Origin of the sequence: Pseudomonas sp. RG1, assembly GCF_025910115.1 — a bacterium.
GTDB classification, from domain to species: Bacteria; Pseudomonadota; Gammaproteobacteria; order Pseudomonadales; family Pseudomonadaceae; genus Aquipseudomonas; species Aquipseudomonas atacamensis.
In genome coordinates, this window is sequence record NZ_JAPCIK010000002.1 from 255410 (window position 1) to 268028 (window position 12619).

The 12619-nt window shown below is 60.5% G+C and carries 11 protein-coding genes; 9 read left to right on the top strand and 2 right to left on the bottom strand.

The features are described from left to right. The first annotated feature begins 156 nt into the window (after positions 1-156). Both OK411_RS02845 and OK411_RS02850 read left to right on the top strand, forming a co-directional pair. A complete protein-coding gene (locus tag OK411_RS02845) occupies positions 157-1167 on the top strand; it encodes a class 1 fructose-bisphosphatase (RefSeq protein ID WP_016772098.1) in 1011 nt (336 codons plus the stop codon). 3 nt (positions 1168-1170) lie between these two features. After that, complete coding sequence (locus OK411_RS02850; protein WP_136492411.1) at positions 1171-1773, top strand: DUF924 family protein; 603 nt, start codon at positions 1171-1173, stop codon at positions 1771-1773. Positions 1774-1880: 107 nt separating this feature from the next. Here OK411_RS02850 and OK411_RS02855 read toward each other — a convergent pair whose 3' ends face one another. Further along, positions 1881-3773 (bottom strand): methyl-accepting chemotaxis protein, encoded by a 1893-nt coding sequence (locus OK411_RS02855; protein WP_264364384.1) that lies wholly within the window; start codon positions 3771-3773, stop codon positions 1881-1883. A 282-nt stretch (positions 3774-4055) separates the two neighbouring features. Between OK411_RS02855 and OK411_RS02860 the strand changes: the two genes are divergently transcribed. Continuing rightward, entirely contained in the window at positions 4056-4310 is a 255-nt protein-coding gene (locus OK411_RS02860) for a hypothetical protein (RefSeq protein WP_016772095.1), read from the top strand. 29 nt (positions 4311-4339) lie between these two features. Beyond that, positions 4340-4909, top strand: a complete 570-nt coding sequence (locus OK411_RS02865; protein WP_016772094.1) for a lipocalin family protein — start codon at positions 4340-4342, stop codon at positions 4907-4909. Between the two features lie 86 nt (positions 4910-4995). Here the strand turns inward: OK411_RS02865 and OK411_RS02870 are convergent, their stop codons facing one another. Next, positions 4996-6360 carry a formimidoylglutamate deiminase gene (locus tag OK411_RS02870; RefSeq protein ID WP_264364385.1) on the bottom strand — a complete coding sequence of 455 codons (1365 nt, stop codon included), beginning with the start codon at positions 6358-6360 and terminating at the stop codon, positions 4996-4998. A gap of 146 nt (positions 6361-6506) precedes the next feature. Here OK411_RS02870 and hutC point away from each other — a divergent pair, with 146 nt between their 5' ends. From hutC to OK411_RS02895, 5 genes are all read left to right on the top strand, one after another. Next, positions 6507-7217 (top strand): histidine utilization repressor, encoded by a 711-nt coding sequence (gene hutC, locus OK411_RS02875; RefSeq protein WP_162999786.1) that lies wholly within the window; start codon positions 6507-6509, stop codon positions 7215-7217. After that, positions 7214-7786: a HutD family protein gene (locus OK411_RS02880; protein ID WP_136492409.1), complete on the top strand. Its 573-nt coding sequence runs from the start codon at positions 7214-7216 to the stop codon at positions 7784-7786. Before hutC ends, OK411_RS02880 begins: the two co-directional genes overlap by 4 nt. Before the next feature lie 474 nt (positions 7787-8260). After that, positions 8261-9949 carry a urocanate hydratase gene (hutU, locus tag OK411_RS02885; RefSeq protein ID WP_110602115.1) on the top strand — a complete coding sequence of 563 codons (1689 nt, stop codon included), beginning with the start codon at positions 8261-8263 and terminating at the stop codon, positions 9947-9949. A gap of 148 nt (positions 9950-10097) precedes the next feature. Continuing rightward, positions 10098-11570 carry a purine-cytosine permease family protein gene (locus tag OK411_RS02890; RefSeq protein WP_136492408.1) on the top strand — a complete coding sequence of 491 codons (1473 nt, stop codon included), beginning with the start codon at positions 10098-10100 and terminating at the stop codon, positions 11568-11570. Between the two features lie 71 nt (positions 11571-11641). Then, positions 11642-12610 carry an ABC transporter substrate-binding protein gene (locus OK411_RS02895; protein WP_041477544.1) on the top strand — a complete coding sequence of 323 codons (969 nt, stop codon included), beginning with the start codon at positions 11642-11644 and terminating at the stop codon, positions 12608-12610. Positions 12611-12619: the final 9 nt, after the last annotated feature.

Sequence of the window (12619 nt, forward strand, 5' to 3'; positions counted from 1 at the left end):
TACGCTCAATCCGACACCTGAACTCTCCACCAACAATCACGTCTCATACAGGCAAATACACCCAGGCGCACGTTAGCCGGCGTCTTCGCTCGCTAGGTTTTCAGACTCCCTGTAAACTGCGCGGGATTTCCGCCCCCCATTCCACCGGAGCCGTCCATGTCCCGCGTTACCTTGAGTCGCTATTTGATTGAACAGACCCGCAGCAACAACACTCCTGCCGATCTGCGCTTTTTGATCGAAGTGGTAGCGCGTGCCTGCAAGGAGATCAGCCACGCCGTGTCCAAAGGCGCCCTGGGTGGTGTGCTGGGCAGCATGGGCACCGAGAACGTGCAAGGCGAAGTGCAGAAGAAGCTCGACGTGATCTCTAACGAGATCCTGCTCGAAGCCAACGAATGGGGCGGTCACCTGGCCGGCATGGCGTCCGAAGAAATGGACAACGCCTACCAGATCCCGGGCAAATACCCGAAAGGCGCATACCTGCTGGTCTTCGACCCACTGGACGGCTCGTCGAACATCGATATCAATGCCCCGGTCGGCACGATCTTCTCGGTACTGCGTTGCCCGAACGAGTACCTGAGCCAGAACGAGCCGCTGAACGAAAAAGCCTTCCTGCAGCCAGGCACTCAGCAAGTGGCCGCCGGTTACGCCATCTACGGCCCGCAGACCATGCTGGTGCTGACCCTGGGCGACGGCGTCAAAGGCTTCACCCTCGATCGCGAAATGGGCAGCTTCGTCCTGACTCACGAAGACATCACCATTCCTGAAACCACTCAGGAGTTCGCCATCAACATGTCCAACCAGCGTCACTGGGAAGCCCCGGTGCAGCGCTATGTCGGCGAGCTGCTGGCCGGTGAAGAAGGTCCACTGAAAAAGAACTACAACATGCGTTGGGTCGCGGCGATGGTTGCCGACGTCCACCGCATCCTGACCCGTGGTGGTCTGTTCATGTACCCGCGCGACAGCCGCGAGCCGTCGAAACCGGGCAAGCTGCGCCTGATGTACGAAGCCAACCCGATGTCGTTCCTCGTCGAACAAGCCGGCGGCGCGTCCACTGACGGTCACCAGCGTATTCTCGACATCCAGCCGGAAGGCCTGCACCAGCGCGTTGCAGTGTTCCTCGGTTCGAAAGAAGAAGTCGCCCGCGCCACGGCTTACCACAAGGAATAAACCATGCACGCGCCCTGGCAGCCGTTGCTCGACTGGTGGTTCGGACACGCCGAATCAGCCAGCGAAGTAGCGGCCGAAAAGGGCAAGTTGTGGTTCGGCAAGCGAAACAGCCAAGACCTCGAAGCGCAGACGCGTTTCGGGGTCTTTGTCGATCAGGCCCTTGCCGGCGAATTGACCGAGTGGACGCAATGTCCCGAAGGCTGGCTGGCGGTGGTGCTGTTGCTCGATCAACTGCCACGCATGATCTATCGCGAAACCCCCAAAGCGTTTTCCGGTGATCTGCGCGCACAGAAGCTCGTCGCCCAAGGCATTGCAGCGGATTTCGATCGGCAGTTGAAACCGATTCAGCGGGTATTCATTTATCTGGTATTCGAACACTGCGAAAACCTCGCAGTGCAGAACGAAGCCGTTTCCAGATTTATTGAATTGGTGGCTGAACAGCCAGAGTCGGAGCGGGCGGTGTTTGCCGATAACCTGGACTATGCCGAGCGGCATCGGAAGGTGATTGCGCAGTTTGGAAGATTTCCGCACCGCAATTCGGTGTTGGGGCGGAAGTCTACGACTGAGGAATTGGAGTTTCTGTCCAGGCCCGGTTCAAGATTCTGAATCTTCAGTGCGGCTTATGCCGCTTTCGCGAGCAGGCTCGCTCCCACAATTGAAATGCATTCCACTGTGGAAGCGAGCCTGCTCGCGAAGAGGCCTGAGGCCGCAGCTTAAATCCTGAAGCTGCCGACCAGATGCTTCAACCGCGCGGCTTGCTGCTCAAGGTCCGAACAGGCGCGCAACGTTGCCTGCAAGTTCTCTACCCCTTCCTGATTCAGCGTGTTGATCTCGTTGATATCAACGTTGATCGACTCGACCACGGCGGTCTGTTCTTCGGTCGCGGTGGCCACCGACTGGTTCATGCCATCGATTTCGCCGATGCGCTGGGTCACGCTGCCCAAGCGCTCGCCGGCCTGGTTGGCGATGCCGACGCTGCTTTCGCTCTCGCGCTGGCTCTCGGTCATGATGGTTACTGCCTGACGTGCGCCGACCTGCAGCTCTTCGATCATCTTCTGTACTTGCTGCGCCGAATCCTGGGTGCGGTGCGCGAGGTTGCGCACCTCGTCGGCGACCACGGCGAAGCCACGACCGGCCTCACCGGCGCGCGCAGCTTCGATAGCCGCGTTGAGTGCCAGCAGGTTGGTCTGCTGCGAGATGCTGGTGATCACTTCGAGAATCTGGCCGATGTTCACCGTGTTGCTGTTCAGGGTTTCGATGTTGCCGCAGGAGTCGCTGATCTTTGCCGACAGTTGCTGCATGGCCTGAATGGTTTTATTCACCACCTGCTGGCCATCGACCGCGAGGCTGCGCGCATCGCTGGAGTGTTGCGAGGCGAGGGCGGCGTTCTGGGCGATTTCCTGAGCGGCGGCGCCGAGCTGATTGATCGCTGCCGCAACGCTGTTGGTGCGGCTGGCCTGCTGGTCTGAGTTGTACATCGACGAGTTCGAGGCAGCGACCACACGCAGGGCGACTTCGTTGACCTGGCCGGTGGCCGAGGACACTTCGCGGATCGACGTATGAATGCGTTCGACGAAGCGGTTGAACGAAGTGCCCAGCGCGCCGAATTCATCGTTGCCGTGAATCACCAGACGCTTGGTCAGGTCGCCTTCGCCTTCAGCGATGTCATGCATCGCGCGGCCCATGGTCAGCAGTGGCTGCATCAGCACGCGAATCAGCATGCCGAGCAGGCCGATAATGATCAGCACCGCGATGACCATGGCGATCAGTGCCGAGGTGCGGAATTCACTGAGCATCGAGAACGCGGTGTCTTTGTCGAGCACCAGTGCCACGTACCAGTCAGCCGAAGGCACGCCGTTGACGCGAGTGAAGGAAATCAACTGGGTTTTGCCGTCGAAGTCGACTTCTTTCAAGCCCGGACTGACTTGAGGCGCGCCGTTCGGATAGGCCTCGGCGAGGGTCTTGAGCACCAGCTTGCTGTCCGGGTGAATCAGGATCTTGCCTTCGGCGCTGACGATGAACGCATGACCGTGGCCGCCGAAGTTCAGCGAGTTGATGATCGCGCTGACGCTGGTCAGATCGATGTCGGCCCCGGCCACGCCGAGCATCTGGCCCTGACGCTGCACCGGCGTCGCGACGGTGATCACCAGTTTGCCCGACGAAGCGGCAATGTACGGTTCGGTGACGATGGTCTGCTGTGCGCTATTGGCGGCTTTGTACCAGCCGCGCGCCCGTGGATCGTAGTCCGGCGCGCGGTTGCCGGCCGGCACCGAGAACATCACACCGTCAGCGCCACCGAAATAGCTGAGCTGGAAATTGCCGGTGTAGGCGGGCAGGTCAATGATGCGCTTCAGGCTGGCGGGCGCATTGCCATCGACGGCGACTTGCTGCGACAGCGATTGTAGCAATTGAATGCGGCTTTCCAGCCAGGTCTGGATGTTGCTGGTGGTCAGGCTGCCCAGTTCCTGCATGGTCGCTTCGGTGCTGCTGCTCAAGGCCTGACGCTGGCGATAGTCGTTGAAGAAGATGAAACAGGCGAACGCAACGGCCACCACAAGGGCAGCAGCCAGCAGAATCTTGTGGCTGAATTTCATGTTTCTGGTCATCGAATGAACTACCGCGAAGGGGCTGGTCAGGAAAGGGCGGCAATTTGCCATATTCGGCAGCGTTGCGCTGCTCTTATTTTCGACCGCGCCGCGCCAAAGATTAGGCGTTTGCAGGGAAAGTCGACGAAATGCTCGACGGCTTCACAAAGTTTTTGATTTACCGGCAAAAGCCGGACGGGCGGGCTGATAAATAGGCGTTCGGTCACGGAACCAGATGACACTTTTCTCTTCTAAGCTTCTGGTTGGCACCATGCCATCCCCCCTCGTTCCAGGAGTTTCACCATGTCGCTGCGATCTATCGCCCTGCTGTCGTTTTGCGTGCTATTGGCCGCATGCAGCAAGGTCAATCAGGAAAACTACTCCAAGCTCTCGGCCGGCATGGCCAAGTCCGAAGTGGAAACCCTTCTCGGCAAGCCCACTGATTGCTCGGGCGCGCTCGGTATGTCCAGCTGTACCTGGGGCGACAAGAACAGCTTTATCAGCGTGCAATACGCCGGTGACAAAGTGCTGATGTTTTCCGGCCAAGGCCTGAAGTAAACCGGGGCTTCGCGCCCACGGAGAAAAAAATGAAGCGGTTATTGCTGATCCTTTTTGCTGGCCTGGTACTGGCTGGCTGCGCCACTTCCGGCGTCGACCCGTTGGCGCCCAAGACCGTCAACAGCGTCAATCTCAAGCGTTATCAGGGCACCTGGTATGAACTGGCACGCTTGCCGATGTACTTCCAGCGCCACTGCGCGCAATCCGAAGCCCATTACACCCTCAAGCCTGACGGTAACGTCGGCGTGCTCAACCGTTGCCTGACCCCGGAGTGGCAGTGGGAAGAAGCCAAGGGCACGGCTTATCCACAAGTGCCGGGCAAGACCGACAAGCTCTGGGTCGAATTCGATAACTGGTTCTCGCGCCTGGTGCCGGGTGTGGCGAAGGGCGAGTACTGGGTGTTGTACGTCAGCGACGATTACAAGACCGCCATCGTCGGCGATCCGAGTCGCAAGTACCTGTGGCTGCTGTCACGCACGCCGACCGTCAACGGTGTAGTGCGTGAAGAATTGCTGAGCAAGGCGCGTCAACAGGGTTACGACACCACACGCCTGATCTGGCGCGCGTCGGATCGGCAGATGGCCAAGACGTCTAATTAAGAGCGAAAAGATCGCAGCCTTCGGCAGCTCCTCCATGAGAATGCGTTCGTGTGGGAGCTGCCGAAGGCTGCGATCTTTTGCTTTTCTTACCCTAAAAGATCGCGCAGGACCCGGGTGAAGGCTCGGGCGCTGTGCTCTTCGCCGGCATGCCGGCCATCGCGCACCACCCACTGACCATTGACCAGCACATCGCGCACCTGGCGATCGCCGCCGGCGAACAACCAGCGATTGAGAATCCCGTCCCCCGAAGCCGTCGCCAGATACGGATCGTTGCCATCCAGCACAATCCAGTCCGCGCGCTTGCCCACTTCCAGCGCGCCGATCGGCTGCCCCAGCGCCTGCGCGCCGCCGTCCAGCGCCGCGTCATACAGGGTGCGGCCGACCATCGGCTGCTGCGCGCCATACAAGCGATTGCGCCGCTGATCACGCAGGCGCTGGCCATATTCCAGCCAGCGCAACTCTTCCACCACGCTCAACGACACATGGCTGTCGGAGCCAATGCCCATGCGCCCGCCCTGGGCGAGGAAATCCACCGCCGGGAAAATCCCGTCGCCCAGATTTGCTTCAGTGGTCAGACACAGCCCGGCGATCGCGCGACTGTTGGCCATTAGCGTGACTTCTTCCGGGTTGGCGTGGGTGGCGTGGACCAGACACCAGCGCTGATCGACTTCAGCGTTCTCGTAGAGCCATTGCAACGGACGGCGACCGCTCCAGCTCAGGCAATCGTCGACTTCTTTCTGCTGCTCGGCGATGTGGATGTGCACCGGGCATTGTTTGTCACTGGCCGCCAACACTTCGCTGATCTGCTGCGGCGTCACCGCACGCAATGAGTGGAAACACAGGCCCAGCGATTGCGCCTTTTGCTGCGCCAGTAACGGCTGCAACCGCGCTTGCAGATTCAGATAGTTCTCAGTGCTGTTGATAAAGCGACGCTGGCCATCATTTGGCGTCTGCCCGCCGAAACCGGAATGACTGTAGAGCACTGGCAGCAGGGTCAGACCGATACCGCTTTCGCTGGCGGCCTGGCTGATGCGCAACGCCAGTTCCGCCGGATCGGCGTACGGTTGGCCGTTGCTGTCGTGGTGCACGTAGTGAAATTCGGCGACCGAGGTGTAACCGGCCTTGAGCATTTCGATGTACAGCTGACGGGCGATGATGCCGAGCTGATCCGGGCTGATTTTTCCGACGAGGCGATACATCAGATCGCGCCAGGTCCAGAAACTGTCGTTGGGGTTGCCGGCCACTTCGGCCAATCCAGCCATGGCACGCTGGAAGGCGTGGGAGTGCAGATTGGGCATTCCCGGCAGCAACGGCCCGCGCAGCCGTTCGGCGCCGTCTGCGCTGGAATCGGCCTGGATTCGGGTCAACAGGCCATCGGCGCTGACCTCGAGACGTACATTGTTGGCCCATCCGTTAGGCAGCAGTGCGCGTTCGGCAAAGAAGGCGGACATCGTTCGGCACCCCATCGTGTGTTATTTGTATATACATATACAGACGTTTGCCTGCCCGGTAAACTCCGGCAAGCTAGTCACTTTCATCCAATGAACAGGGATCAACCGTGCCGACTCCGCCTCCAGTTTCTCCGTTGGCCGCGAACATGGGCGACAGTCCGGCGCCCTTGTACGCCCGCGTCAAACAGATGATCACCCAGCAGATCGACAGCGGTAACTGGCCGCCGCACTACCGCGTGCCGTCCGAAAGCGAACTGGTAAGCCAGCTCGGCTTCAGCCGCATGACCATCAACCGCGCCCTGCGCGAGATGACCGCCGACGGCCTGCTGGTGCGCATGCAAGGCGTGGGCACGTTTGTCGCCGAACCGAAGAGCCAGTCTGCGCTGTTCGAAGTGCACAACATCGCCGATGAAATCGCCTCGCGCGGCCATCGCCACACCTGCCAGGTCATCACCCTCGAAGAAGAAGCTGCCGGCTCCGAACGCGCGCTGGCGCTGGACATGCGCGAAGGTCAGAAGGTCTTCCACTCGCTGATCGTGCATTACGAAAACGGCATTCCGGTGCAAATCGAAGACCGTTTCGTCAACGCCCTGGTCGCGCCGGAATACCTCAAGCAGGATTTCACCCTGCAAACGCCTTATGCCTATCTCAACCAGGTCGCGCCGCTGACCGAAGGCGAGCACGTGGTCGAAGCGATTCTTGCCGAGCCGTCGGAGTGCAAGTTGCTGCAGATCGAAAAGGGCGAGCCGTGCCTGCTGATCCGCCGGCGAACCTGGTCGGGGCGTCAACCGGTGACGGCGGCGCGTTTGATCCACCCCGGTTCCCGCCATCGTCTGGAAGGGCGCTTTCATAAATGAATTATCAAGTGAAGGTTCTACGCGCCGAAGGCTACCCGCGCATGCCGTGGAAAAACGGCGGCGGCAGCACCGAGGAAATCACCCGCGATGCGGGCGCTGGCCTGGACGGTTTCGGCTGGCGCCTGTCGATTGCCGACATCACCGAATCGGGCGGTTTCTCGACATTCGCCGGTTACCAGCGAGTGATCACCGTGTTGCAGGGCGACGGCATGACCCTGTGCGTCGACGGTGACGATACCCGTCCGCTGTTACCCTTGGACCCGTTTGCTTTCAGCGGCGAAAGCCAAGTGTCCTGCACTTTGCTCGGCGGTGCGATTCGCGACTTCAATCTGATCTACGCGCCGCAACGTTACAGCGCGCGGTTGCAGTGGCTGGCCGGTGAGCAGCGGTTTTTCAGCTCGGCATCGACGCTGCTGGTGTTCAGTGTCAGTGAGCTGATGGACGTGCGTGTTGGCGACGGCGTTTCGCAGCTCGGTCGGCATGATTGCCTGCAACTGGACGGTAACAGTGGGCTGGTCGAAGTCTCCACCAACGCGGCATGCTGCGTGATCGAACTCCCCCAGAACTGAACACACCCTGTGGCGAGGGGATTTATCCCCGCTGGGTCGCGAAGCGGCCCCATTCCTGATTTAAAAAGCGGTCTGCTGCGCAGCCCAGCGGGGATAAATCCCCTCGCCACAAAAGCCAACCCCACTCTTGTTTCCCTCCACGCACCAACTTGTTACCGAACGCCCCAGCGTGGCGCAAAACCACGCTCACTTGGCCCTGCCGCATCTCCTCAGAATCCCCACCCGAAAAATTTCATCCACGCCAGAACCCTCGATTCAGGCGGTCTCCAGCCATGCCCGTGATTTTTCCTGAACACGCCTCCAACAAGTTGGCCGCTTGATTGCATATGCTTGTATGTACAAGTAAAGACGTATGCGTATGAGTCGGTCGAGACTCTCCGCAGCGTCCACTGATTCGCTTGTCGCGCAGCACAGCGCGCAGGCTGCTGCCCACTGCCAGGGTTGGTTTGAATTGATCGCTGAGGAGTCTTTTTCGTGACTGACAATACCCAGAACAGCAACAAGTTTCGTGACGTGCAGATCCGCGCCGCACGCGGTAACACGCTGACCGCCAAGAGCTGGCTGACTGAAGCGCCGCTGCGCATGCTGATGAACAACCTCGACCCGGAAGTCGCCGAGAACCCGAAAGAACTGGTGGTCTACGGTGGCATCGGTCGCGCGGCGCGCAACTGGGAGTGCTACGACAAGATCGTCGAAAGCCTGACCAACCTGAATGACGACGAAACCCTGCTGGTGCAATCGGGCAAGCCGGTCGGCGTATTCAAGACTCATAGCAACGCGCCGCGCGTGCTGATCGCCAACTCTAACCTGGTGCCGCACTGGGCGAGCTGGGAACACTTCAACGAACTCGACGCCAAAGGCCTGGCCATGTACGGCCAGATGACCGCCGGCAGCTGGATCTACATCGGCAGCCAGGGCATCGTTCAGGGCACCTACGAAACCTTCGTCGAAGCCGGGCGCCAGCATTACAACGCTGACCTCAAGGGGCGCTGGGTGCTCACCGCCGGCCTCGGTGGCATGGGAGGCGCGCAACCGCTGGCCGCCACCCTGGCCGGCGCCTGCTCGCTGAACATCGAATGCCAGCAGGTCAGCATCGATTTCCGCCTGAAAAGCCGTTACGTCGATGAGCAAGCCAAAGACCTCGACGACGCTCTGGCGCGCATCGACAAATACACCAAAGAAGGCAAAGCGATTTCCATCGCCCTGCTCGGCAACGCGGCGGAAATCCTGCCGGAGCTGGTCAAGCGTGGCGTGCGCCCGGACATGGTCACCGACCAGACCAGCGCCCACGATCCGCTCAACGGTTACCTGCCGGCCGGCTGGAGCTGGGACGAATACCGCGCCCGCGCCAAGACCGAACCGGCCGCTGTGATCAAAGCCGCCAAGCAGTCGATGGCGGTGCATGTGAAAGCCATGCTGGAGTTCCAGAAGCAAGGCATCCCGACCTTCGACTACGGCAACAACATCCGTCAGATGGCTCAGGAAGAAGGCGTCGAAAACGCTTTCGATTTCCCGGGCTTCGTGCCGGCCTACATCCGTCCGCTGTTCTGCCGTGGCATCGGCCCGTTCCGTTGGGCGGCGCTGTCGGGTGATCCACAGGACATCTACAAAACCGACGCCAAAGTCAAAGAGCTGATCCCGGACGACGCGCATTTGCACAACTGGCTGGACATGGCCCGCGAGCGCATCAGCTTCCAGGGTCTGCCGGCACGTATCTGCTGGGTCGGTCTGGGCCAGCGCGCCAAGCTCGGTCTGGCCTTCAACGAAATGGTCCGTAGCGGTGAGCTGTCGGCACCCGTGGTGATTGGTCGCGACCACCTCGACTCCGGCTCGGTGGCCAGCCCGAACCGCGAAACCGAATCGATGCAGGACGGTTCCGACGCCGTCTCCGATTGGCCGCTGCTCAACGCCCTGCTGAACACCGCGAGTGGCGCGACCTGGGTGTCTTTGCACCACGGCGGCGGTGTCGGCATGGGCTTCTCGCAGCATTCGGGGATGGTGATCGTCTGCGACGGTAGCGACGAAGCCGCCGAGCGCATCGCTCGCGTGCTGCATAACGACCCGGCGACTGGCGTCATGCGCCATGCCGATGCCGGTTACCAGATCGCCATCGACTGCGCGAAAGAGCAGGGGCTGAATCTGCCGATGATCACTGGCGGGTAACACGCTCTGGTTTATGTGGGCGCGAGCCTGCTCGCGAAGGCGTCGTGTCAGCCGCTACTGCTGTGCCTGATACACCCGATTCGCGAGCAGGCTCGCTCCCACAGAGGAATTTCAGTGAACCCGAATAGCAATCCACAGAGGTTGAATCATGGCGGTTAACAACGAACGTGCAGGCAGTACTCCGTTGATCGAAAGGCGTTCGATCGACTACATCCCGGAAGCGGAAAGACACGGTCGTCTGTTCAGTCAGTTCACCCTGTGGATGGGCGCCAACCTGCAGATCACTGCGATCGTCACCGGGGCCTTGGCCGTGGTGCTCGGCGGTGATGTGTTCTGGTCGCTGATCGGTCTATTGATCGGTCAGTTGCTCGGCGGTGGTGTGATGGCGCTGCATGCCGCGCAGGGACCGAAACTGGGCTTGCCGCAGATGATCTCCAGTCGTGTGCAATTCGGCGTTTATGGCGCTGCGATTCCGATCGTGTTGGTGTGCCTGATGTACCTCGGCTTCACCGCCACCGGAACGGTGCTGTCCGGGCAAGCGCTGGGGCAGTTGTTCGGTGTCAGCGACAGTGTTGGCATCCTGATTTTCGCCAGCGTCATCGTGCTGGTCACAGTGCTCGGCTATCGGGTGATCCACTGGATCGGCCGCGTCGCCAGCGTGATTGGCGTGATCGCTTTCGTGTTCCTGTTCTGGCGGCTGATGAGCCAGACCGACGTCGGTGCGCTCCTGCAGATTCGTCACTTCAGCTGGAGCAGTTTCCTGTTGGCAGTGTCGTTGGCGGCGTCCTGGCAGATCGCCTTCGGCCCGTACGTGGCGGACTACTCGCGCTACCTGCCGAGCGCCACTTCATCGGTGAAAACCTTTTTCGCCGCTGGCGCAGGCTCGGTGATCGGCGCGCAGGTGGCGATGGTCCTCGGCGTGTTTGCCGCCGCTTCGGCCAACGGTCAATTCGCCGGCCATGAAGTCGCCTACATAGTCGGGCTCGGCGGTACCGGCGCCACGGCCGCGCTGCTGTATTTCAGCATCGCGTTCGGCAAGGTGACCATCTCGACGCTGAACTCCTACGGCAGCTTCATGTGCATCGCCACCATCATCAGTGGTTTCAAAGGGCACCTGACGGTTACTCGCATGCAGCGGCTGATCTTCGTGCTGTTCATCGTCGGCGCGGCAACCCTGATTGCCCTGCTCGGGCAGCACTCGTTCCTCGGTGCGTTCAAGTCGTTCATCCTGTTTCTGCTCGCCTTCTTCACCCCGTGGAGCGCGATCAATCTGGTCGACTACTACTGCATCACCCGCGAGCGTTACGACGTGCCGGCGCTGGCCGATCCGAACGGTCGCTACGGCCGCTGGAACCTGCTCGGTATCAGCGTCTATGTGTTCGGCGTGCTGGTGCAGCTGCCATTCATCTCGACCAAGTTCTACACCGGGCCGCTGGTGGCCGCCCTCGGTGATGTGGACATTTCCTGGATCATCGGCCTGATTCTCCCGGCCGCCGTCTATTACTTCTGCGCAAAGAAATGGCACAGCACCGTGCCCGATCGCCTGATTCTGCCGGTCGAGCAGAACAGCACCCAACAAGCAAAAACGAGCGGGGCCGGTCGCGCTGCGGCGCAGGCCTGATCTGGACGTGGACCAGGCTGGATGCCTCTTGAACTGCCGTAAGCCCATTCATGATTAGGAGCGTCACGACAATGAAATCGAACAAGACCCTGCTGACCACATTGCTGTCCATGGGCCTGTTGGCCAGTGCCGGTGCGACGCAAGCCGCCGGCTGGTGCGAATCGGGCAAACCGGTGAAATTCGCCGGGCTGAACTGGGAAAGCGGCATGCTCCTGACCGACGTTATGCAAGTGGTGCTGGAGAAAGGTTACGGCTGCAAGACCGACAGCCTGCCGGGCAATTCCATCACCATGGAAAACGCCCTGAGCAGCAACGATATTCAAGTGTTCGCCGAAGAGTGGGTCGGCCGCAGCGAGGTCTGGAACAAGGCCGAGAAGGCCGGCAAGGTCGTCGGCGTCGGTGCACCGGTGGTGGGCGCTGTCGAAGGCTGGTACGTGCCGCGTTACGTGATCGAAGGCGACGCCAAGCGCAAGCTCGAGGCGAAAGCCCCGGACCTGAAAAACATCGCTGATCTGGGCAAGTATTCCGCCGTGTTCAAGGATGCCGAAGAGCCGTCCAAGGGCCGCTTCTATAACTGCCCCGCCGGCTGGACCTGCGAGCTCGACAACAGCGAAATGCTCAAGAGCTACGGCCTCGAAAACAGCTATACCAACTTCCGCCCGGGCACCGGCCCTGCGCTGGATGCAGCGGTGCTGTCGAGTTACAAGCGTGGCGAGCCGATCCTCTTCTACTACTGGTCGCCGACGCCGCTGATGGGCCAGATCGATGCGGTCAAACTGGAAGAGAAACCCGGCGTCGACAAGACCGTCAGCATCAAGGTCGGCCTGTCGAAAACCTTCCACGACGAAGCCCCGGAACTGGTCGCCGTGCTGGAAAAGGTCAACCTGCCGATCGACCTGCTCAATCAGAACCTCGGGCGCATGGCCAAGGAACGTATCGAGTCGGCAAAACTGGCGAAAATCTTCCTCAAGGAACATCCTGAAGTCTGGCACGCATGGGTGAGCGACGACGCAGCCAAGAAAATCGACGCGGCCTTGTAGGTCAGGTTT